This window comes from Rothia uropygioeca (genome assembly GCF_004136585.1).
Lineage (GTDB): Bacteria > Actinomycetota > Actinomycetes > Actinomycetales > Micrococcaceae > Rothia.
Window position 1 is genome coordinate 604,192 of sequence record NZ_NOIR01000002.1, and the last position, 22,080, is coordinate 626,271.

General features: G+C 60.0%; 20 protein-coding genes and 1 tRNA gene. 4 read left to right on the forward strand and 17 right to left on the reverse strand.

The genetic code is table 11. The features are described from left to right. Genes EWR20_RS07040 through EWR20_RS07080 form a run of 9 tightly spaced genes read right to left on the reverse strand, consistent with a single transcriptional unit; the run spans window position 1 to window position 7,305 of the window. Window positions 1-891 carry an urea transporter gene (locus tag EWR20_RS07040; RefSeq protein ID WP_165000980.1) on the reverse strand — a complete coding sequence of 297 codons (891 nt, stop codon included), beginning with the start codon at window positions 889-891 and terminating at the stop codon, window positions 1-3. A 41-nt stretch (window positions 892-932) separates the two neighbouring features. Then, complete coding sequence (locus EWR20_RS07045; RefSeq protein ID WP_129359913.1) at window positions 933-2,027, reverse strand: HoxN/HupN/NixA family nickel/cobalt transporter; 1,095 nt, start codon at window positions 2,025-2,027, stop codon at window positions 933-935. A gap of 38 nt (window positions 2,028-2,065) precedes the next feature. After that, complete coding sequence (locus tag EWR20_RS07050) at window positions 2,066-2,968, reverse strand: urease accessory protein UreD (RefSeq protein WP_129359914.1); 903 nt, start codon at window positions 2,966-2,968, stop codon at window positions 2,066-2,068. Beyond that, entirely contained in the window at window positions 2,969-3,580 is a 612-nt protein-coding gene (ureG, locus tag EWR20_RS07055; RefSeq protein WP_129359915.1) for an urease accessory protein UreG, read from the reverse strand. It abuts the gene before it with no gap. 25 nt (window positions 3,581-3,605) lie between these two features. Continuing rightward, on the reverse strand, window positions 3,606-4,319 hold the full coding sequence (locus EWR20_RS07060) for an urease accessory protein UreF (protein ID WP_165000981.1): 714 nt from the start codon (window positions 4,317-4,319) through the stop codon (window positions 3,606-3,608). Continuing rightward, window positions 4,300-4,788 (reverse strand): urease accessory protein UreE, encoded by a 489-nt coding sequence (gene ureE, locus EWR20_RS07065; RefSeq protein WP_129359916.1) that lies wholly within the window; start codon window positions 4,786-4,788, stop codon window positions 4,300-4,302. Before ureE ends, EWR20_RS07060 begins: the two co-directional genes overlap by 20 nt. 29 nt (window positions 4,789-4,817) lie before the next feature. After that, on the reverse strand, window positions 4,818-6,533 hold the full coding sequence (ureC, locus tag EWR20_RS07070) for an urease subunit alpha (protein WP_129359917.1): 1,716 nt from the start codon (window positions 6,531-6,533) through the stop codon (window positions 4,818-4,820). 25 nt (window positions 6,534-6,558) lie between these two features. Then, window positions 6,559-6,987: an urease subunit beta gene (locus tag EWR20_RS07075; protein ID WP_129359918.1), complete on the reverse strand. Its 429-nt coding sequence runs from the start codon at window positions 6,985-6,987 to the stop codon at window positions 6,559-6,561. Window positions 6,988-7,002: 15 nt separating this feature from the next. Beyond that, on the reverse strand, window positions 7,003-7,305 hold the full coding sequence (locus tag EWR20_RS07080) for an urease subunit gamma (RefSeq protein ID WP_129359919.1): 303 nt from the start codon (window positions 7,303-7,305) through the stop codon (window positions 7,003-7,005). Window positions 7,306-7,496: 191 nt separating this feature from the next. On the opposite strand from EWR20_RS07080, the gene EWR20_RS07085 reads away from it, so the two are divergent. From EWR20_RS07085 to hrpA, 3 genes are all read left to right on the forward strand, one after another. Then, a tRNA-Arg gene (locus EWR20_RS07085) sits at window positions 7,497-7,572 on the forward strand. Between the two features lie 71 nt (window positions 7,573-7,643). Continuing rightward, window positions 7,644-8,522 carry an alpha/beta hydrolase gene (locus tag EWR20_RS07090; protein WP_129359920.1) on the forward strand — a complete coding sequence of 293 codons (879 nt, stop codon included), beginning with the start codon at window positions 7,644-7,646 and terminating at the stop codon, window positions 8,520-8,522. A gap of 42 nt (window positions 8,523-8,564) precedes the next feature. Beyond that, the gene (hrpA, locus tag EWR20_RS07095) at window positions 8,565-12,680 is read left to right on the forward strand and encodes an ATP-dependent RNA helicase HrpA (RefSeq protein ID WP_129359921.1); all 4,116 of its coding nucleotides are present in this window, start codon (window positions 8,565-8,567) and stop codon (window positions 12,678-12,680) included. Window positions 12,681-12,952: 272 nt separating this feature from the next. On the opposite strand, the gene EWR20_RS07100 is transcribed toward hrpA, so the two are convergent. Together EWR20_RS07100 and EWR20_RS07105 are read right to left on the reverse strand one after the other, a co-directional pair. Further along, a complete protein-coding gene (locus tag EWR20_RS07100; RefSeq protein WP_129359922.1) occupies window positions 12,953-13,378 on the reverse strand; it encodes an HIT family protein in 426 nt (141 codons plus the stop codon). Beyond that, on the reverse strand, window positions 13,375-14,049 hold the full coding sequence (locus EWR20_RS07105) for an MBL fold metallo-hydrolase (RefSeq protein WP_129359923.1): 675 nt from the start codon (window positions 14,047-14,049) through the stop codon (window positions 13,375-13,377). The genes EWR20_RS07100 and EWR20_RS07105 overlap by 4 nt, the downstream gene beginning before the upstream one ends. Window positions 14,050-14,228: 179 nt before the next feature. On the opposite strand from EWR20_RS07105, the gene EWR20_RS07110 reads away from it, so the two are divergent. Further along, the gene (locus tag EWR20_RS07110; RefSeq protein WP_238147629.1) at window positions 14,229-14,696 is read left to right on the forward strand and encodes a Fur family transcriptional regulator; all 468 of its coding nucleotides are present in this window, start codon (window positions 14,229-14,231) and stop codon (window positions 14,694-14,696) included. On the opposite strand, the gene EWR20_RS07115 is transcribed toward EWR20_RS07110, so the two are convergent. The 6 genes from EWR20_RS07115 to guaB1 all read right to left on the reverse strand — a co-directional run bounded on the left by EWR20_RS07115 (window position 14,660) and on the right by guaB1 (window position 21,827). Next, window positions 14,660-15,607, reverse strand: coding sequence for a metal ABC transporter permease (locus tag EWR20_RS07115; protein ID WP_129359924.1), 948 nt, complete (start codon window positions 15,605-15,607; stop codon window positions 14,660-14,662). The two genes, EWR20_RS07110 and EWR20_RS07115, sit on opposite strands and share 37 nt — an antisense overlap. Then, window positions 15,607-16,437 carry a metal ABC transporter ATP-binding protein gene (locus EWR20_RS07120; RefSeq protein ID WP_371811948.1) on the reverse strand — a complete coding sequence of 277 codons (831 nt, stop codon included), beginning with the start codon at window positions 16,435-16,437 and terminating at the stop codon, window positions 15,607-15,609. The genes EWR20_RS07115 and EWR20_RS07120 overlap by 1 nt, the downstream gene beginning before the upstream one ends. Before the next feature lie 89 nt (window positions 16,438-16,526). After that, complete coding sequence (locus EWR20_RS07125; RefSeq protein WP_129359925.1) at window positions 16,527-17,498, reverse strand: metal ABC transporter solute-binding protein, Zn/Mn family; 972 nt, start codon at window positions 17,496-17,498, stop codon at window positions 16,527-16,529. Window positions 17,499-17,593: 95 nt separating this feature from the next. Next, on the reverse strand, window positions 17,594-18,745 hold the full coding sequence (locus tag EWR20_RS07130) for a hemolysin family protein (RefSeq protein ID WP_129359926.1): 1,152 nt from the start codon (window positions 18,743-18,745) through the stop codon (window positions 17,594-17,596). Then, entirely contained in the window at window positions 18,742-20,136 is a 1,395-nt protein-coding gene (locus EWR20_RS07135) for a hemolysin family protein (RefSeq protein ID WP_129359927.1), read from the reverse strand. The genes EWR20_RS07130 and EWR20_RS07135 overlap by 4 nt, the downstream gene beginning before the upstream one ends. Window positions 20,137-20,348: 212 nt before the next feature. Beyond that, complete coding sequence (gene guaB1 / locus EWR20_RS07140) at window positions 20,349-21,827, reverse strand: GMP reductase (RefSeq protein WP_129359928.1); 1,479 nt, start codon at window positions 21,825-21,827, stop codon at window positions 20,349-20,351. Window positions 21,828-22,080 lie beyond the last annotated feature (253 nt).

Sequence of the window (22,080 nt, forward strand, 5' to 3'; positions counted from 1 at the left end):
TCACTCCACCTTCGTGACGGCGCGAGGAAAGATTCGGGCCTTCCGAAACTTCAGCACGACCATGACGAGCCACATCGAGAGGAGGAAGGGCCAGGTGAACACGGGGCCTCCCGTGAGCGCCAACAGATGGTTGAAAGCCAAAGTCAGCCCGACGCCGGCGACGACGGCGCCGGCCCGCACACCCCATGGCCTCTCCGGTAGCACGACGGCGCCCAGGGCAATCGCTGCCAACACTGCCGAATAGCCGGTCAACCCGGCGCTCAGGTTCGCCGTCGGAGAGTGAACGGCAATGCCGAACCCAATAGCCAAAGCGCTGCCCGCGAGGGAAGCCACACCGATCTTCCAGGATCCGAGAAACAACGAGAGGACGATCACGAGGCCGGTCACGAGACCCGTTGAGAGGATGACCTCCGAGAAATCCTGGAACAGTCCGAGCTCATAGCCGGAAAAGGAGCTCACCGGAGTCGCACTCGACTCGGTTCTGAGCAGGGGCACTATTGCACCGTGCTCGAGTCCCGCAATGATGCAGAAGGGCGCGGTGGAGACCGGCAGGTCGAACCGCCGGAGCCACGGCAAGGACCACAGCCACCGGATCATTTCATGGACGGGGATACATGCGAAGCTGCCTACTACCGTCACAAGAACCGCGGGCCACGTGCCGCCCAACTCCCACGCCGCGGCCGCACCGACCAATGCCCCGTTGTAGCCCATGAGTCCGTCATCGACCTCTGACCGGCGATGCTGGAGGAAGTAGGCACCGAAAGTCTGAACGAGGCTTCCCAGCACGACGAGTCCCGCAATGCTCCACGAGGAGAACGAAAGCCCTATGACGATTCCCAGACCGGTCAGCGCGCTCCGGACAAAGAAGATTTGGCCGAGGCCTCGAGCCACGACGGAAGCAGTTGAGATAAGGGGCGCATACATGTGAACGTTCAGGCCCCGATCCGTTCACTTGTCGACGGGCCGGATTCGGCAGATTTGTGTCGCCGACGTTCCGTCAGGGCAAATCCCGCCCAGACTGCAACGAAACAACCGACGAGAACCAATCCTGCGTCACCCAAGTCGATCTCGGCCAGCCACGTGGTCACAGGATCCTTCAGACCCAAGAGTCCGTGGAAGAAGCCACCCAGCGTGAGGATGGAGATCAGGAGCGCGGCGAGCGATGAGACGGCGGTGACGGTTGCGTTGAATCGTATTCGGGACGTGTTGTCTGCCAGCGCAGAGGAGTACAACCGCATCATTCCGAGGCCGTTCAAGGTGTCGCATAGCGTCATCGCTGCGGTGAAGGCAAAGGGAAGGCCGAGCAATGCGACAGCAGGCACCCCTGCCAACGACGCACTGGCCGTCAGCAACAGCAGTCCGATCGTCGTCGCCGTGTCGAATCCGAGGCCGAAGAGGAAACCAATGACGAAGATGTCACGAGGACTGCGCACTCTGGACAGGGGTCCTCTGAGCAAACGGGATACCAAGCCCCAGTTTTCGTCGAGATCGTGTCGATGTCCCTGAGGCAATCTGTGGCCCGTCCGCGCCCTGCGGATCAGTCGAACCGCGATTCCGCTGTTGTACAGACCAAGGACCAACAGGTAGAAACCCGATACACCGGCTCCTATCAGCCCGAGCACGAGATTCGCCGTGCTCCCCTCCTCGAACGCGCCGTGGACGAAGTGCACGCCTGCTATGACCATGATTCCGGCGAGAGTTACGACCATGGAGTGGCCCAAGCTGAATGCAAACCCTACGCTCGCCGGATTCCTTCCGTCGGCGACGAATTTACGCGTCGAATTGTCGATCGCGGCTACGTGGTCCCAGTCGTAGCTGTGTTTCATTCCGGCGACATAGGCCGTCAGCACGACGCCGAGCGCCAAGGGCTGCGATCCGGGAACGAATGCGGTCAGCAAGAGACCGAGGGCGATGAGATGAAGCGAACCTACGGCGCCCAGGGTGAATCCGACTCGGGTCCTGAGAGGCAGGCTTTCCCTGCGTGTGACGTAGCGGCTGTAGAGCGCCGAGGCAGACACATCCGTCATCGACTCTCCCCTTTCTAATAGGCGTGATTCGAGGGCAATCAGTACTTACGGAGGTTCATCCGTCCCTGGTTGCGCAGTCGCGACCTGACTTCGTTCGCGACGGCGAGGTGCAGGTCGTGGATATCAGCGGTGCTGTGGGCAAGGCTTCTCATGGCCCAGCACGCGAGACCGTCTTGTCGTTGAGCTCCGACTCGAGTCATCCCGGACATGGTGTTCGAGGCGTCCATGATGTCCGCGAGGTCCTCGTAGAGTCGCTCGTCCAGGCGCCGATCCGCGACGAGAAGCTGGCCCGTATGGCTGTGCCCCTCCATGAATCCCACGCCGGAGACTTCCGTTCCCTCGCCCGGTTTGATCCGAAGTTGGTCCACGGCCACCCGACGTCGGCCACCTTCCGTCCGGGCCCGAATCTCGGTGCGCATGCGCAGCTCCTGGTATGCGAAGCTCGCTCCAGTGGGCGACCATCCGGGTGTGATGATTTCGCAGGTCAGCAACGAGGACTGAGGGTGCATGTCGATCACGGTGTCCTGGAAGTACTGTCCTTCCCTGTAGACGATCAGCTGGTCGGGCACGGATTCCAGGGTTGCTCCGCGGCCGAGCGAAATGCGCATGCGTTGACGTGCCGGCCCTTGCGGAGTCTTGTAGACCTTGGTCGCTGACTGAGTCGTGAGGAGAAGGGAAGCATCGTCCTTGACCTCGATGTCTATCTCGTAGACGTCTGATCCGAAGTAGGCGCCACCGGGATTGACCATGGTGTAGACCACTTGCCCCGACGAATCCAGGTACAGGGGCTTGAGGACCCGCAGGGCGTTCTCGTGGTATTGGTCCGCCGCGAACGACCGGCCGTTCCGGACATCGATTCCAAGACGCAACCGTCCTGCCGAGTCACCGCACGACGTCGGGCGGCCCCAGCCCCTGCTGTCCGCTGTCTCCCGATCTTTCACTTAGGCAAGGTCCATCATGAGGACATCTGTGCGTATCCATTTCAGAACGGCTTCGAGCCCTTCGTCGGTCACCAGGTTGGTCATGGCAAAAGGTTTGTCCTGGCGGAACACCCGCGAATCGGCCTCCATGACGGACAGGTCGGCGCCGACATACGGGGCCAAATCGGTCTTATTGATAATGAAGAAGTCGGATTTGATCATGCCTTGACCAGCTTTCCTGGGGATTTTCTCCCCCTGAGCAACGTCGATGACGTAGATCGAGAAGTCCACGAGCTCTGGACTGAAGGTCGCGGAAAGATTGTCTCCGCCGGATTCGACGAAAATGATCTGCAGATCCTCGTGCCGCTTCCTCATTTCCCCGATGGCGGCTTCGTTCATGGACGTATCTTCGCGGACGGCCGTGTGGGGGCATCCACCCGTTTCCAACCCGATGATTCTGTCCTCCGGCAGGACTGAGTTGCGGGCGAGGATTTTGGCATCCTCGATCGTGTATATGTCGTTCGTGATCGCGGCCATGGGTATCTCCTGGCTCATGGCGCGAGAGACGCGCTCGATCAACTGTGTTTTTCCGGCGCCGACAGGGCCACCGATCCCTATAATCACAGGTTCCATTGTTCTTCTCCTTCAATTCGTGTTTTCAGCTCATGAAGAGGCGAGCACGCTGACGCTCATGTGCCATTTGGGCTATCTCGAGTCCAGGCGATATTGCCCCGAGGTCTTCGGCCCTCAGCTGCCTGGACGCTTCTGCAGCGCGCAAGACTTCGGGTTGCAGCGCTGCGACGATTCGCTGTCCTGCGTTCTGCCCCAGTGGGATCCCCCGCACGGCGTTCTGTGTCAGCGAGATCACCGAGGCGTAAACATGAGAGGCAACGGCCTCGTCTTCCGGGACCCCCAGGTCACGCGCGAGCACTGCCATTGAGATGGCCTGATGGCCGTGGCTTCTTCCGTCATCGACCGACCGGGCGTAGGCCTCGGTCCAGCGTCCCGAGTAGCTGGCCGCGCCGATGGACAGAAGCCGACGCCCCATGGTGATCCCCCCGTCACGTATCTGCCGTGGCAGGGCTTGGGCGATAATCAGTTCGTCCAGGTCCACGATTTCTTCTTCACAGGACGCACGGTAGACGATACGGATGGCCGCCGCGTCGGTGTACGTCAGTTGTTGCTCCACGAACATGCGCAGCCAATCGGCGAAAGTATCCTCGTCGTCCAGTTCCCCTCGGCTCATGTACGTTTCGAATCCGAGCGAATGACTGAAGGCTCCGGTCGGTATCGCGGAATCCGTCAGTTGCATCAGACCCATCAAACGAGTCAGTGCCGTGGTGCCCTCCGGTTCAGTGGGTGTGTTCTGCATGACGGAACGGCACAGGCATCACACGTTCTTGACGCGCGTAGTCAACGTTTTCTTCGTGGAGGAATCTCTCGACGGTGTGGTCGTACTGAACGACCATGACCTCGGCTTCGTACTCGCTGTTCTCGTCGAAGAACTGCGCTTGCAAATGCCGGTTCCCCAAGCTGTGCGCGATGCGACCCATGTGGAAGATCGAAATCGGCCGGATGACCAACACGTCCGTTGGCAAGACGCGCACGATAACCGCGGAGTCGCCGTCTTCTCCAGGGACAGCCAAGACATCCCCGTCCTTGAGGTCCGGGGACCGAGACGGAAGGCGGAGCCCCAATTCGTTTCCATGGTCCGTGGTCAGCCGTTGGATCCGTTTAACCAGGTCCTGGCTGGGGAGTACGACTTTCTCGACGTGACGGTCCGCAACGAGGGCCTGGCCGTCGGGTTCGTGCACGTTAGCGAGTACGCGGGTGACAATCATGAGCTGTCTCCTGGGCTGGATGGTTCGGTTCAGAATAGGAAGTATCGCTGGGTCAGAGGCAGGTCCTCGGCCGGCTCGCACGTGATCGGCTCGCCGTCGACCTTGACTTCGTAGGTTTCCGGGTCGACTGACAACTTCGGTGTCTCCCCGTTGAATCGGAGATCAGCCTTAGTCAGGTTGCGTATACCGTGGCACGTTCGGATGACCTTGTTGAGCCCCAGCAGACGAGGTACTTGAGCCTGGACCGCGACCTCGGACAGGAACGTGATCGAAGACGAAGCCGTCGCCTGTCCGAAGGCTCCGAATGCCTTTCGGTAATTCCGGGGCTGCGGGGTCGGGATCGATCCATTCGGATCCCCCATGGGACCGTGGACCATTTGTCCGCCCTTGATGATCAGATCTGGCTTGGCCCCGAAGAACTTCGGCTCCCAGAGGACCAGATCCGCGAATTTCCCCTCTTCGATCGAACCCACCGAGTCCGAAACGCCGTGTGCGATGGCCGGATTGATGGTGTACTTGGAGATGAATCGTTTGATGCGGAAATTGTCTCCCGCGGTTCCTTCGTCCTCGGCGAGCTTGCCTCGTTGTTTTTTCATCGAGTGGGCTACCTGCCAGGTCCTCAGGACTACCTCACCGACGCGGCCCATTGCCTGCGAGTCAGATGAGGTCATCGAGAAGATTCCCATGTCGTGAAGGACGTCCTCCGCGGCGATCGTCTCTTTGCGAATCCGCGAGTCCGCGAAGGCGACGTCTTCGGGGATGTCGGCTCGAAGGTGATGACACACCATGAGCATGTCGAGATGTTCCTCGATCGTGTTGCGGGTATAAGGCAACGTCGGATTCGTCGAGGCGGGCAGAATATTGGGCTCCGCGGCCAGTTCGATGATGTCCGGCGCGTGCCCGCCACCTGCCCCTTCCGTATGGAAGGTGTGGATGACCCTCCCGTCGATGGCCGCTTTGGTGTCCTCGACGAAGCCGGCTTCATTGAGAGTGTCGGTATGGATGGCGATTTGGACGTCGTACTGGTCTGCTACCTGCAATGAGGTATTGATCGATGAGGGCGTCGCACCCCAGTCTTCGTGAACCTTCAGTCCAATGGCTCCCGCACGGATCTGCTCGCTCAAGGGCGAGACCGACGAACCGTGCCCTTTGCCGAGAATCCCGAAATTCATCGGGAACGCTTCGAACGATCGGAGCATATTGTGAATGTTCCATTCACCGGGAGTGATCGTCGTGGCCTTCGACGATTCGCTGGGTCCTGTTCCTCCGCCGATCATGGTCGTGATCCCTGAGACCAAGGCCGTTTCGATCTGGTCGGGGCTGATGAAGTGGATGTGAGAATCGATACCGCCAGCCGTCAGGATTTTTCCTTCGCCGGCGATAACGTCCGTCGCAACGCCGATGACGATGTCGACCCCGTCCATGGTGTGAGGGTTTCCGGATTTGCCGATCTTCATGATGTGCCCGTCCCGAACGGCGACATCGGCCTTGTAGATTCCGGTCCAATCGATGACGATGACGTTGGTGATCACCAGGTCGGGAACGCCGACGTCCCTGACCAATTGACCGTTCTGGCCCATGCCGTCACGGATCACTTTCCCACCGCCGAACACGGCTTCTTCGCCCGGGGTCGTGAGATCCTGTTCTATTTCGGCGAACAATTCGGTGTCCGCCAAGCGCACGGCATCTCCGGTCGTGGGGCCGTACAGATTCGCGTATTGGTCGCGGCTCAGTTCAAAGCTCAAGAATTTCTCGGTTCTTTCCAGGCGCTCAGCGCGTTTGATTCGAATAGTCGTCGTCGTCCCGGCTGGGCAGCGGATCCGGGGCGTCGCCGGCCGCCGACTCGTGACGGGCCGGCGTGGATTCGTCCCTCAGCCCCGTCGACTGGGCGGCGTCGAGCGGCCCGTCCACGAGGTCGCGGAACCCATAAACGGTCCGGTCGCCGCCCAAGGCCACCAAATTCACGGTCTTTCGGTCGCCAGGTTCGAAGCGAACCGCGGTCCCGGCCGGAATGTCGAGCCGGAAACCACGCGCAGTGTGCCGGTCAAAGGCCAACGCGCGGTTGACTTCGGCGAAGTGAAAGTGCGAACCGACCTGGACGGGCCGGTCCCCTCGGTTCAGGACGTCGAGGGTTATGGTCTCTCGACCTGAATTGCATTCGATAGGCGACTCTGCGAGTCGGTATTCTCCGGGTATCACGATGAAAGTCCTTTCCTAGCGAATGGGTTGGTGAACCGTGACGAGCTTGGTTCCGTCAGGGAACGTGGCTTCGACCTGGACGTCGGGGATCATCTCGGGGACACCTTCTTGAACGTCGTCGATGGAAAGAATCGTGGCGCCCCAGCTCATGAGGTCGGAAACACTTCGTCCGTCCCTGGCTCCTTCGAGCAATTCGTAAGTGATGACCGCTACGGCCTCCGGGTAATTGAGTTTGAGCCCCCGCGACTGACGTCTCCTGGCGAGATCGGCTGCCACAACGGTCAGCAGTTTTTCTTGTTCGCGGGGTTGCAGGTGCACGGCGATTGCTCCTCGGACGAAGGAAACCGGCGCATTGGTCGTGCCAAACGCCGGACTATTTAGCGAAACTATGTTTCTCGCTTCTATTATTTACTCCCCGGTTCTGGAAGATTCCTGGAAAACGTTCGAAGAAAATGTAAAGCGTCGGGTTGTCCTCGCCGACCGCATTTCCTGGTATGCTGGTACGCGTTGCCCTCGTAGCTCAGTGGATAGAGCGCTTGCCTCCGGAGCAAGAAGTCGTAGGTTCGAATCCTATCGAGGGCACCATCTGACCCCGTCCCGTTCGCTCGGCGGCGGGGTCAATTCGTATCGATTCAGGTCCATACGGAGGAAATGACATGCTCGGCGGATTTTACGCAGAGCCCGGAGATGCCGATCGCTCTTTCGACCTCTACCCGCCGGCTGGTCCGGTCGTTGGACCCGGTCCACTTCTGATTCACCTTCACGGTGGCGCTTGGCGGTTCGGGGACAAGTCTTCCCTCTTGTATTCCGATAATGGACAGCATCATTGGCGCGAGCGACTTCAGGCCGCTGGCTTCGCGGTGGCTTCCATCAACTACCGGTTGTCACATCGGTCGTTCTTCCCTGCACAGCTGAATGACGCCAAGACCGCGGTACGGTTCTTCCGTTCGCAAGCCAATGAGTTCGACATCGATCCCACCCGAATCGCTGTATCCGGGGCCTCAGCGGGAGGCCACCTCGCCCAGCTGCTCGCCGCGACGCCGGATTCCGGTATCCCCTACCTCGAGGGACAAGGGGGCCTTTCAGAATCCACCGACGTGACCTGCGCCGTGAGTTTCTATGGTGTCAGCGACCTCCGGTCAATTTTCGACGACCGCATGCTATGTGGTTTCCCGGCAGATCACCCCGACGACGACGGTGCAGAACGACGTCTGCTCGGCTCGTCGTACCCCGCGACTCCGGGTTCTCCGGCCGAGGCAGCGTGGGCACGCGCGCACCCTATTGACTATGCTCGTTCGGACGATCTCAGCCCGAACCATCGCCCCGTTTTCTATGTTCACGGAGATTCGGACTCCTGTGTGCCGTGGAAGCAATCCGGCGACGCCCACCGGGCGCTGCGGGGACGTGGCATTTCGACCGCTCTCGAAATCGTGCCGAAGGCCGAACATTCAGACGCGCTCATCTTCCGGGACGAGGCACGAATCGAGCGCATCATCGGGTGGATCCGTGCCCACTGGGTGACCCCGCGGGACTGACCGTGCCCGTCGGTGCGGAAGGCCGGTAAACTGGGACGCAATATGTCTGATCAGCCCGTAGCATCCGCTTCCGTCCCTCTCCACATCACCTATCCGGAGTCCTTGCCCGTCTCTGCCCGCAGGGAAGACATCATGGAAGCCATCCAGGATAACCAGGTGGTCGTGATCGCCGGCGAAACCGGTTCGGGCAAAACTACGCAGATCCCCAAAATGTGTCTCGAGCTCGGGCTGAACGAGGCCGGTACCATCGGCCACACGCAGCCGCGCCGATTGGCCGCCAGGTCCGTTGCCGAGCGTATCGCCGAGGAATTGGGGCAAAAAATCGGCCAGACGGTCGGCTATCAGGTCCGATTCACCTCCGAGGTCAGTGATCGGACCGCGATCAAACTCATGACGGACGGGATTCTTCTCGCCGAGATCCCGCATGATCCGTTGCTCAAAAAGTATTCCGCGATCATCATCGACGAGGCCCACGAACGGTCCTTGAATATCGATTTCATCTTGGGCTATCTCAAGCGAATCCTCCCCCAGCGCCCTGACCTGAAGCTCATCATCACGTCGGCGACCATCGATCCGGACCGTTTCGCCCGGCATTTTGCTCCGAGCTTCGACCCGGTCGAGGAACGTGCCGAGGACGAGAAACTGCCCGATGACGCGGCGCCGGTGATCGAGGTTTCCGGCCGCACGTACCCCGTCGAGATTCGTTATCGTCCCCTGAGCGGTTCTCCGGAAACTTCGGACGACGAGACCGGCGACGGCCTGGAGGTCGATGACAGGGACCCCTTGGATGCGGTATGCGATGCTGTCCTGGAGCTTAAGAAAGAGGATCCAGGCGACATTCTCATTTTCTTCTCGGGAGAGCGTGAAATCCGCGATGCCGCGGACGCGCTCGAGGATCTGTCCAAACGCGAACGGTCCCTGGCCGGAACCGAGATCCTCCCCCTCTTCGCGAGACTCTCGATGGCAGAACAACATCGGGTATTTCGGCCTTCCGGCAAACCCCGTATCGTGCTGGCGACCAACGTTGCCGAGACCTCGCTGACTGTCCCGGGCATCAAGTACGTGATCGATCCTGGTACCGCCAGGATTTCTCGGTATTCCGTGCGGACCAAAGTCCAGCGTCTGCCGATCGAACGAATTTCCCAGGCCAGCGCGAACCAGCGTTCCGGACGTTGCGGACGTGTTTCGGACGGCATAGCAATTCGCCTCTATTCCGAAGAAGATTTCGATTCCCGCCCCGAGTTCACCGATCCCGAAATACTGCGCACCAATCTCGCATCGGTGATTCTCCACACGATGTCGATCGGCGTCGTGCACTCTCCGGGGGATATGGAAAGATTCCCCTTCGTACAGCCGCCCGCCAAGCGTTCGATCTCCGACGGTGTGAATGTGCTCCGCGAGCTGGGAGCCCTCAAGGATGCGCCCGCCCAAGCGACTCCGGAAAAATTCGATTCACAGCCACGACGCGGACACGGCAAACGAAAGTCCAGGCCCTCGCCGTTGACCGCCGTCGGCCGTCAGCTGGCCGCTTTTCCGGTGGATCCGCGGCTCGGACGCATGATTGTCGCTGCCCAAGATCACGACGTGGCCAAAGAAGTCATGGTTTTGGCCGCTGCCCTGACGATCCAGGATCCCCGTGAAAGACCCACGGAGAAGAGGGCTCAAGCGGATCAGTTCCATGCGCGCTTCAAAGACGATACCTCGGACTTCTCGAGCTATCTCCTGCTCTGGCAGTACCTCCAGGAAAAACAGGAAGAATTATCGTCTTCCCAGTTCCGGAAAATGTGTCAACGCGAGTTCATCAACTTCTTGCGAGTTCGGGAGTGGCAGGACCTCTACGAGCAATTGCGGCAGCTTGGTTCGCGGGCAGGCATCAGAGTTTCCCGCGGGCGCCGGATTCGCGTCGGGGGAAGTGAGGAAGCCGTCCATCGATCTCTTCTGACCGGTCTGTTGAGTCATATAGGCCTCAAGGACGAGCGCAGACACGAATACCAGGGGGCGCGGGGTACCCGGTTCTCCATCTTCCCGGGATCCGGTTTGTTCAAGAAGAACCCGGACTGGATCGTCTCTGCGGAACTCGTGGAAACCTCCAAGCTTTGGGCTCGGGTGAATGCCTCAGTGGATCCTCGATGGGTCGAAGACGCGGCCGGGTCGCTGCTCAAGCGGACCTATTCCGAACCGCACTGGTCGGCCAAGCGCGGTTCCGTGATGGCTTATGAAAAGGCGACCCTATTCGGGGTTCCGGTCGTCACGGATCGACCCGTGAACTACTGGCGTATCGACCCGGTGCTCTCCCGCGAATTGTTTATTCGGAAGGCCCTCGTGGAAGGCGACTGGCGCACGCGTCATCGTTTCTTCCAACGGAACCGAAAACGCCTCGCCGAGATCGACCAGCTCGAAGCGCGGCTTCGACGTCGTGATCTGCGCGTCGATGACGATGTGATCTTCGATTTCTACGACGCTCGGATCCCGGCGGACGTCGTCTCGGAACGTCACTTCGACCGGTGGTGGAAGAGGACTCGTCCGCAGAATGAGCATCTTCTGGACCTCAACCCGGAGAACCTCATCGACGAAGAGGCCCGGGACTACGACGAATCCCAATTTCCTCGCACGTGGGTTCTGCCTACTTCGGATTCGGAGCTCAGGCTGGATCTCTCCTATGAGTTCGCGCCCGCGGCCCCGGGTGCGAGCCCGGAAGCCGATGGCGTATTCGTCCAGGTGCCGATTGTCTTTTTGAATCAGATCCCTCAGGAGCCATTCGAGTGGTTGATTCCGGGGCTGCGGCACGAATTGGTCACGGCCCTCATCAAGTCCCTCCCCAAGGCCTCGCGCAAGAATTTTGTTCCTGCACCGGATGTCGCTCGAGATGCGGTCGAGGCGCTCGAGACAGATTTCGATCCTGCACACGACGAGCTGCTCCCCTCACTCGAGCTGGTGCTCCGTCGGCTCAAGGGACACGTTATTCCCTCTGGGTCATGGAACTGGGACGCCGTTCCGGAACACTTGCGGATAACTTTCCAGGTCCGCGATGCGAAGAACAAACTCCTCGGGGAAGGCAAGGATCTCGCAGCCTTACAGGAGCAACTACGACCTCAGATACGGTCGGCACTGGCCGCTTCGTTGGGGGCCTCTCCGGAAGCCCTCGCTCGTCTGACGGAACAGGGGCGTGCCCCCGAGCCGGCACCGATTCCACAAAACAAGCTCCAGGGGAAAAGCAGTAAACCGAGTTCCGGTCAAGACCCCACGCGGCTCACCCCGGGAGCGGGTGTCGTCGAGGTTTCTGGCCTCAGGGATTGGCCGGAAACGGACGTTCCGCCCAAGATCACCCGGACCATTTCCGGGCAACGGGTCGAGGGATATCCAGCCCTGGTCGACGAAGGCGAGACCGTGGCCGTGCGTGTTCTGGCCTCCGAATCCGAACGGAATCGGGCACAGCGAAAGGCAACGATCCGTTTGCTGTCCTTACGAGTTCCTTCACCCCACAAATACGTGTCGGAACATCTGAAGAACCAGGAAAAAATCGTCTTCACGCAGAACCCCCACGGTTCGGTCGACTCGTTGATCGCCGACTGCACCGTTGCTGCGCTGGACAAACTCACCCCAGAGACCGCGCCCGTCACCCGTCAGGAATTCGAAAGCCTGTTCCACGAAGTCCGAGCCGAACTCATCGATACCGTGTTCACGGTGACGAGTTTGGTTGCTGAGATCCTCAAACAGGCCAACCAGGTGCGCAAACAACTCAAGTCCTCAGCCTCCTTGGCCGTTATCAACAACTTCAACGACATGAAAGCCCAACTCGAGCACCTCGTGTACCCAGGTTTCGTGGCTTCCACCGGTTACGAACGTTTGGTCCATCTCCCGAGATACCTTGAAGGCATGAGTCGCCGCATCGCGAAGATCGGCGAGCGCGTCGGCAAGGACACGACGCTGATGCTTGAGGTCCAGGAACTCGAGGACGAGTACGATTCCGCTGCCGAGAAGTACGCGGTGGACGGGGAGGTACCTGCTCAGCTCGCGGACATCGGCTGGATGATCGAGGAGCTCCGAGTAAGCTACTTCGCTCAGGAGCTGGGAACTTCACGGCCCGTCTCCGCCCAACGGATCCGGAAATCGCAGAAGCAGGCTATCGACATGTTGAATCAGTCAGGACGTGCATAACGGTTCCGACGATTCGAAGACTGGCCGGCCTGGCGCAATTCGGCGGTTGAGATACCGCAGGACTGCGGTCAGCCTCCCGTGGGCATCGTCGGATTCAGCCAGGCCGAGCTTCACGAAAACCCTGTGCATGTGTTTCTCGACTCACCCCTCGGTGATGACGAGCCGCTCCGCTATCCCGGAGTTGTGATGCCGCTTAGCTATGAGTTGGAGCACTTCGGTTTCCCTCGTGGAGTCGGGCCGCCCCGAGTCACCCGATCCGAAAATCCTTCGTCTCAGGATACTTCGGCCTCGGAATGCCCGGCTCTGGTCAACACGTCACGAATAGCGGCAGCTGCCTCGTCCATGCTGTCCTGGTCGGGATCATTGTCCACTTGGTCGAAGCTGAATTCCTCGATCGAATTGGTGGGCCACACGTGCAGGTGCGCATGAGGCACTTCGAACCCTTGAATCATCAGGCCTACACGAACGGGGTCGTAAACTTCATCGATGGCCTGCCCGATGGTCTGACAAACCTTCATGAGATGCACGGAAAGGTCCTGAGGCAGGTCAACCCAATGGTCGACCTCTTCACGAGGAACAACCAGGACATGGCCCATGGACAACGGCGCAATTGAGAGGAACCCGACGGCGCGCTCGTCCTTCCACACGAAGCGGGCAGGCAACTCGCCTTCGATGATCTTGGTAAATACCGTGCTCACATTGTCTCCTCGATAGTGATGGATTCCCCGGTTTCCAGGCGGTGGTACTCGCTACCGTACTTGCCCCCGAAGTTGGTCAAGTGATTGGTCAACATGGCTTTGCCGTTTTCGGCTAGAAGCCCGTCATGAAGGGGGTAGGCGTGATGGGGCCGAACCGACGTCAAGAAGTCCACGACCTCGTGCAACTTGTTCCACGGAGCATGAATCGGGACCAAGAGGTTCCGAACCTGGGCCCTGTGCGGAACGATCAGGCTGTCGCCGGGATGATATATGTTGTCGTCCACGAGGAATCCGATATTTTCCACCACAGGCACGAGTGGATGGATCAAAGCATGCTGGCCGCCAAAGGTCCGTATGGCGTACGGTCCGAGGTCAAAGGACTCCTCGCCGTGGACCTCATGGATCCTCCCGGGGTGCTGGACCGACTCGCTCATCTCCCGGGCAACGGGACCAGGTGCGTAAACCTGGACATCCGGCCGTGTATCGAGGTACTCATTGACCGTGTCGCGGTCGTAATGGTCCGGGTGCTCGTGTGTGATGACCACATAATCGACTCCTTCGAGGGCCGTTCCGATCTCCGCAGCATCGGAGAAGTTGCCGGGATCGAAGACGAGAACGGATCCGTCCTTTTCCAGTCGGACGCATGAGTGCGTGAACTTGGTGAGTCGCATAACACCCAGAATATCGTCCTGAGCTGTTCGGGGTAAGGGCAGTGTCGAGCCGTTACGCCCTGGGCGATGCCGAGGATCCATCACACCTAGAATGAGGACAATATGGTGCGAAAGAGCAACCGCACCGTGGGCGGGCATCGGGCCGCCTTCAGACATCGGTAAGAAAGAGGATTGAGGCCGTGGCCGCGCAGCAACCCGCGCACGAAGGATCCGAGGGGTCCGCAGGAGCGCGAATGACCCAGGAATTCCGCAATACTCGGCAGCGCAGAACGGTGGTCGAGGCGTTGGATACTCTGGAAGAATTTCACTCAGCCCAGGACTTCCACCGCATCGTCTCGGATCGAGGAGGCAGGGTTTCGTTGGCCACCGTCTACCGCATCCTCCAATCTCTTGAGGACACCGGCGAAGTGGACGTGGTCCAGTCAGATGACGGCCAAGCCCTGTACAGGAAGTGCCTGGCCGATGATCACCACCATCATCTTCTGTGCCGTCGCTGTGGGGCCGCGGAAGATATCGAAGCCGACGTCGTCGAGCAATGGGCCGAACAGGTTGGATCCAGGTTCGGTTTCACCGAAATCGCACATACCATCGAGCTCACCGGATTGTGCGCTCAGTGCACTCGCGAGGTTGCGCGTTCCTCATCATGAGGTGAGGCGGCAACCGGCATTTTTCTTCCGGACCCCGTCACTCGCCGACGCACCGTTCCCACGATCCGGCAGACGATGTAGATCAAGAAGGAAATGGTTGTGACATAAGGGCTGATGGGCAGAGAGCCCGCCAGCGCGAGCATGATTCCGCCCACGGTGGATATTTCGGCGAAGACGACCGAGAGAACCACGGCCTTGACCGGCGACGCCGTCAGTTGGATCGCCGCCGCTGCTGGCGTGATCAGGAGCGCCAGAACCAGAAGCGAGCCGACCACTTGCACGGACAGAGCAACCGAGATGCCGAGCAACAGCATGAAGACCATTGCAAGGCCTCGCATCGGAACACCCTTGGCGATTGCAACGTCAGGATCGAGACTTGCAAAAGTCAGGGGACGCCACACGATGAGCAACCCGCCGATCACAACGACGGCCCCGATGGCCATCTCGGATACCTGAGCTGCGTCGACGGACACGATCTGCCCCGTCAGGAGCGAAAACTTATTTGCCGATCTGCCTTGGTACAACGAGAGGAACAGGATTCCGAGCCCGAGGCCGAAAGGCATCAGCACACCGATGAATGTGCTGTTGTGGCTTGCCCTGGCCCCAAGGATCCCGATGATCGCCGCGGCTGCGATCGACCCCAGCAATGACCCGGTGATCACGTCCATCCCGACGAGCAGGAAGAATGCGGCACCTGCGAAGGAAAGTTCGGCTATTCCGTGAACGGCGAAAGAGCCGTCACGCATCATCACGAATGTCCCGATGAAGCCCCCGATGAGAGCCAGAATGGCTCCCGCGACGACGGACTGGCTGAGAAGAACAAACAGTTCACCGTAGTCTTCGAAGACAAAAATCCGGCTCCAGAAATCGCTGACGGCGACCAGCGACGGGGCTAGTGCATCAATGAGCATCAGGCTTCCCCTCCGATGTCGTGCGCGTGGCAGTCCGAACCAGAGGCCTCGGAAGCAGATCCGGCGCCCACGACGATATAGCGACCGTCGACCTGGACCACGTTCACCGGTGCACCGTAGACACGCGTGAGGGTTTCCGTGGTCATGACTTCCTCGACGCTGCCCACCGTGAATCGACCGTTGGCCAGATACAGCACGCGGTCGACGTCGTCGATGATCGGGTTGATCTCGTGAGTCACAAAAACCACCGTGGCACCCGACTCCTCTCGGTAGTCTTCTATCAGTCTGCTCACCGCGCTCTGATGGCGCAGGTCCAAGGAAAGCAGCGCCTCGTCGCACAACAACAGCCTGGGCCGGGACGCCAGGGCTTGGGCGACACGCAACCGTTGTTGTTCTCCACCGGACAACAGCCCCACAGGAACGGCCGCGTATTCCGTGGCACCGACGCGTTCCAACGACTCGTCAACACGGGCTCTGCGCTTCCGGGACAGCAGCCCCGGCCCCCAGCGATGCCCGTCCAGTCCCATTCCCACCAGGTCTCGGGCCCTCAATGGGGTATCCGGCGAAAACGGACGCTGTTGGGGCACATAACCGATCTGTGGATTACCGCGCCGCACCGTCTCCCCCAGCACGCGGACTGAACCGCCCGAAAGAGGCAGAAGCCCGAGCAAGGTCTTGAGGAACGTCGATTTGCCCGATCCATTCGGACCCAGGACAGCGAAATACTCGCCCTGGGGAATATCCAGTGTCAACTCGGTCCAGAGGGTGCGCTCCCCAAAGGACAGCGCAGCACGGTCCAGAGCGATGCTCGGAGGCTGCAGTGGGGACACAATAAAACTCCTTGACGAGGCGGTATGTAGTAATAAATACGGTGACGCCGGATTGGGGCCGGCGTCACCGTTCGGGAAGGCAGGTCAGTTTACGACTGGCTGTCCAAGGCAGAGGAAATATTGTCCAGGTTCATGTTCATCCAGCCGACGTAATCCTGGTCATCGGGAAGGGTCTCGGTGAAGGAAACCGTCGATACGTTGTGGTCCTCGGCGTATTTCTTGACGTCCTGGGTCTGCGAAGACTCGGTCTGCGAGTTGAACCCCAGTAAAGCGATGTTACCGGAGTCCAGCTCGTCTTTCAGAGACTTGATCACGGAAGCCGGTGCGTCAGTGTCGCCCTCGATCGCTTCGTAGAAGTCCTGAGGAGTTGCGTCCTTGAGGCCAGCAGCCTGCAGCAAATATCCGGGAACCGGTTCGGTCGCCAAGTACTGACGGCCATCGCCCTTGAGCGAGGAGGCTCGCTCCTGTAGCTTTCCGAGCTTATCCCCGAGTTCCTGTTCCCGCTTGGAATAATCATCCTTGTGATCCGAGTCGAGACTTCCGAGTTCGTCGGAAATCTTCTTGCTCACGGTCTCCATGACTTTCGGGTTGTACCAGACGTGCTCGTTAAAGGAGCCGTGATCGTGGTCGTGCTCATGACCCGAGTCGGAATCATGATCGTGGTCATGACCGCCCGCTTCGCCTGCTCCGGGCAGCCCGGAGAGCTCGACGGCGTCAATCTTCTTTGCATCGGATCCTTCGCTGATGTCTTCCATGAAGGCGTCGTATCCGCCGCCGTTCTCAACGATCAGATCGGCGTCCTTGGCCTTGAGTCGGTCCTGCGCGGTCGCCTCATAGGAGTGCGGGTCCTGGCTGGTGGAATTGATAATGGGTTCGACCTTGACGTTGTCCCCTGCAATGGACTTCACGATGTCGGAATAGACGTTCGTGGAAGTCACCACCGTGATTTTGTCGTTCTCCGAACGACCTGAGGAGCCCGAATCCGAATTCGAGCAACCCGTCAGAGCGACCCCGCCGATTGCGGCGATGGCCACAGCCCTGACCCAGCCCTTACCACGCATGTTTTCTCCTTCTAGGCACCATTCAATAAAAAGCGAACGAATCGCATCTGCAAAAAGTCTACTCAGATGCGAATCGTTCACAATTTAGCGATGGCTTATGCTTCCTTGGTAGGGCGCTTCGCGGTGGCCGCCGTCGCGCCTCGGCCCGAAGTTTTCGGGAGCATCGAACGTGCGCTTTCCTCACGGTAAGAAATTCCGGTGCGTCGATAGTCCATGGCCTGCGTTGAGTCCTTGACCTCACCGATCAACTCCTCCAGCACGTCCTCAAGGAACAGAACGCCGATCGTCTCGCCACTCTGTGCAACGACGCGGGCGACGTGCCCGTGAGTACGTTGCATCGTGCTCAGGGCGTCCTCGACGGTGGTGTCCGGTCGAAGGTTGATCAGCGAACGGACCCTGGTCAACGGGGTGGGCTGGCGATAACGCTCGTCGGGGATCGACAAGACGTCCTTGACGTGAAGGTACCCCAGGTAGCTTCCATCGTCGGATTTCAGCACGAAACGCGAAAAGCCGGTTCGTCCCACGGCTTTTTCAAGGTCGTGGGGAGAGCAGTCTGAAGGCAGGGTGACTAACCGATCCACCGGGACCATGACTTCCCCGACACTTTTTTCCGAGAATTCCAGCGCTCCGGAGAGCATGCCGTCCGCGTCGGTGACCAACCCTTCTGCGGTTGATTCCTCGACAATCGTCTGCAATTCCTCGAGTGTGAACGTAGAAGAGACCTCGTCCTTGGGCTCGACTTTCAGGATCTTTAGAGCCGAATTGGCGAGCCAGTTAAGGAAGACGATGATCGGCTTGACCGCATGAGAAATCATGACCAGCGGCGGGGCCAGGACCAGCGCCGCTTTGTCGGCAACCGAAACGGAGATGTTCTTGGGAACCATCTCACCGAAGATCACGTGCAGGAACGTCACCAAGAGCAGTGCCAACAAGAACCCCACGATGTTCGCCGCCGAGGAAGGAACCCCCAGGTTTGTCAGCGGCCCGGCCACAAGGTGGTGAACCGCGGGTTCGGCAACGTTCAGGATCAGAAGCGAGCAAACCGTGATGCCGAGCTGACAACAGGCCAACATCAGGGACACATGCTCCATGGCCCGCAACGTGGTTTGCGCACGCTTGTTGCCGGCCTCGGCGAGCGGTTCGATCTGGGAACGACGCGCTGACATGATCGCGAATTCGCCGCCCACGAAGAATGCGTTCCCCGCGAGGAGAACTACCAGCAGTGCTAGGGAAACCCAATCGTTCATCGAGTGCTCGCATTCTTTGCCGGGCGGACGGCGTCGATGCTGCCGTCCACGGCCCTTACCGGGCCCAGGTCCTCGGTAAGGGTTTCGTCAGATCCGTGCACGGAGGGGGTGAAAAGGATCCGTTCCACACGGCGATGGTCCATTCGCTCGACTTCGAGGATTCCCGTTTCGATCGGCACGGTGTCACCGATTTCGGGGATGCGTCCGAGCCGATCCATCATGAAGCCGCCCATAGTCTCGAAAGCAGGATCGTCGTCGACGTCCAAAGGGGTGACTTTTTCCGTGACTTCATCCGGACGCAGAAGTCCGGGGAAATGCCAACGGCCGTCCGCAGTCTCGAGAACGCCAGGGACGGCGCGATCGTGCTCGTCCGCAACCTCGCCGACGATCTCTTCGACAAGGTCCTCCAGGGTTGTGATGCCCGCGGTTCCGCCGTATTCGTCAAGCACGACAGCCACCTGCAACGCAGCTTCGCGCAGTTGTCTCAACAAGGCATCGAGATGGATGGTCTCCGGGACCCGGAGCACCTCATCCATCAGCGCGCCGGCCTGGACGGTATCTCGCCGGTCAGGAGGCACACCGACGGCCCTCTTGATGTGGACCACGCCTTTCACATCATCCTGGTTCTCACCGTACAACGGGAAGCGAGAATGTCCGGTTTTCCGGGCCTCGGCAATGACCTCGTGGACGTTGGCGGTGGTCGGCAACATGACGACCTGGCGACGGGCAGTCATCACGTCGGAGGCGGTGTGTTCGGAGAAGTTCAAGGTCCGTGCCACGAAATTCGCGGTCCCGACGTCGAGGGTTCCAAGATCGGCGGAACGCCGAACCATGGAGGATAGCTCCTCCGGTGAACGGGCACCAGAGAGCTCTTCCTTCGCTTCGAGACCCATGAGGTGAAGGACTTTGTTGGCGCTACCGTTCATGACGATCACGAAAGGTTTCATCAGTGCGGTGAAGGCAAGTTGATACCGGGCTAGCGCCTTGCCGATCCTGAAAGACTCCGCGATCGAGAGGTTCTTGGGTATGAGCTCACCCAAGGTCATCGACAGGAGGGTCGCAATGAGCATCGAGACGATCAGGGTCGACGCGGATGCAACAGCCGGGGCAATGCCCCACCCGTCTATGGTTTCGGTCAACAGACCTTGGATCCCGACGTCGAGCGTGTAGCCCGTCAACAACGTGGTGATTGTGATGCCCAACTGGCAACTCGACAGTTGCGTGGACAATGATTTTAGGCATTTCAGGAGCGGTTCGGCCTGCCGATCGCCATCTTGAATATGGCGTACGACTGTGGGTTGGTCCAATGCCACGAGTGAGAACTCGACCGCGACGAAGAATCCGGTGCCGAGAATCAGGAGGATGCCGGCCAGAACGAGTAACCATTCCACGGGATCAATTCACCGTCCCGGAAGTGTGGCGGCGCGCAAGAGGCGGCCCAGGATGAGAGCAACTAAAAGGGTCGTCCATAAGGCTTTTAGTGTAGCGCGGGGTCTCCCCCAGCGGTATGCGAGGCTCAAGAAAACCTCGAGTTTTCGACCCGGGCGAACAAGAACGCCGTCGCCTCAGAGGCGACGGCGTTCGTAAAACATGCCGATCTGGGCTAGACGAGCCACGAGCGCGAACGCGCACGTCCTTCGTCGTATCCAGAAGCTGCCTGGACTCCCACAACAGCCCTTTCGTGGAAGGCCGCCAAGTCGTTGGCGCCCGCGTAGGTCAGCGACGAACGCAAGCCAGCGGTGATTTTGTCCAGGACGTCCTCGGCACTCGGGCTCTCCGCGTCCAGGTACATGGTCGAGTTGGAAATGCCTTCCTCGAACATTGCCTTACGGGCCCGGGTGAAGGAGTCTTCCTGCCGCGTACGGTGTTTGACCGCGCGCGTCGAGGCCATACCGAAACTTTCCTTGTACAGGCGCCCTTCGTCGTCGTGATGCAGCTCCCCCGGTGATTCGTAGGTCCCGGCGAGCCACGAACCCACCATGACCTGACTTGCCCCGGCCGCGAGCGCCAAGGCAACGTCACGCGGGTACTTCACGCCGCCGTCGGCCCACACGTGTTTTCCGAGTTCCCGGGCAGCGGCCGCACATTCCAGGACCGCTGAGAATTGCGGCCGGCCGACGGCCGTCATCATGCGCGTCGTGCACATCGCGCCCGGCCCCACGCCCACCTTGACGATGTCAGCTCCCGCTTCGATGAGATCCCGCGTTCCGTCAGCGGAAACCACGTTCCCGGCCACGATGGGCACCTGGGGGTTCAGGGACTTGACGGCGGCCAGGGCATCGAACATTTTCTGCTGATGACCGTGAGCGGTGTCGACAACGAGCACGTCGGCCCCGGCGTCGAGCAGTGCACGCGCCTTGCCGACGACATCACCGTTGATCCCGACCGCGGCACCGGCGATCAACGCGCCGGAACCGTCCAGGGCCGGTTGGTACGTGGTCCCGCGCACCGCACCGGAGTGCGAGAGGACACCGGCGTACCGTCCGTCGCGAACGACCACGGCCAATTCGATGCCGAGCTCTTCGCACTGGGCAAAGACCGAGCGCATGGCGATGGTTCTCTGCTCACTTCGCCACGGGGCTTCTGGAGCCAAGTCGGCCTCGTCGATAACCAGGGGAAGAGGATGCATGACTTTTTCGACCGGCGCAGCCGGGTCCTCATGCTGGCCTTCTTCGCGACGTACGACGCCGACGGGTCGGCCTTCCTCGTCCACGACGACCGCCTCACCGAAGCGTCGGTCCCCCAAACGGCGCAAGGCATACTCGATCGATGTGTCCGGTGAAACGATCACCGCGGACTCGACAAGAGGACTCGCGCCCTTGACCTCTTCGATGATCCGCCGAGCCGCGTCGAGGGGAACGTCCTGGGGAAGAATAGCCACGGCGCCGCGCCGCGCCAGAGTCTCCATCATTCGGGCCCCGGCCACGGCCGTCATATTCGCAGCTACCACGGGAATCGTGGTGCCAGTGCCGTCTTCGGTCGAAAGGTCGACGTCGAATCGCGATGCGACCTCGGACCGCGAGGGTACGAGGAAAACATCGTTGTAGGTCAAGTCGGTTGAGGGGGTATTCAAGAATCGCACTTGTCTCATCTTACCGAGAGCTATCGAATTCCGATATGAAGCCCGGACGATGCCCAAATACCGGACCACTGGGGTGTCGACGGGCACAAAGGACTGTGATGTGCCGGTCGGAGGTGCGACATGGGCCGTTTTCAGGTGGATAACGTCGGCGCAACCCTAATAGACTCAAGGGCAGAGGTTGCGCCTCCCGCATCGTCGCGGGACACTCGGCGGCTCCCTAGGGCGTTGTAGCCCGGAGAACCACCGCGCTTCG

What these genes read in the sequence shown, in the direction of transcription:
- EWR20_RS07045 (WP_129359913.1), bottom strand. Translation starts at nt 2,027, where the DNA reads ATGACGGATGTGTCTGCCTCGGCGCTCTACAGCCGCTACGTCACACGC.
- ureG (WP_129359915.1), bottom strand. Translation starts at nt 3,580, where the DNA reads ATGGAACCTGTGATTATAGGGATCGGTGGCCCTGTCGGCGCCGGAAAA.
- EWR20_RS07060 (WP_165000981.1), bottom strand. Translation starts at nt 4,319, where the DNA reads ATGCAGAACACACCCACTGAACCGGAGGGCACCACGGCACTGACTCGT.
- ureE (WP_129359916.1), bottom strand. Translation starts at nt 4,788, where the DNA reads ATGATTGTCACCCGCGTACTCGCTAACGTGCACGAACCCGACGGCCAG.
- EWR20_RS07090 (WP_129359920.1), top strand. Translation starts at nt 7,644, where the DNA reads ATGCTCGGCGGATTTTACGCAGAGCCCGGAGATGCCGATCGCTCTTTC.
- hrpA (WP_129359921.1), top strand. Translation starts at nt 8,565, where the DNA reads ATGTCTGATCAGCCCGTAGCATCCGCTTCCGTCCCTCTCCACATCACC.
- EWR20_RS07105 (WP_129359923.1), bottom strand. Translation starts at nt 14,049, where the DNA reads ATGCGACTCACCAAGTTCACGCACTCATGCGTCCGACTGGAAAAGGAC.
- EWR20_RS07115 (WP_129359924.1), bottom strand. Translation starts at nt 15,607, where the DNA reads ATGCTCATTGATGCACTAGCCCCGTCGCTGGTCGCCGTCAGCGATTTC.
- EWR20_RS07125 (WP_129359925.1), bottom strand. Translation starts at nt 17,498, where the DNA reads ATGCGTGGTAAGGGCTGGGTCAGGGCTGTGGCCATCGCCGCAATCGGC.
- EWR20_RS07130 (WP_129359926.1), bottom strand. Translation starts at nt 18,745, where the DNA reads ATGAACGATTGGGTTTCCCTAGCACTGCTGGTAGTTCTCCTCGCGGGG.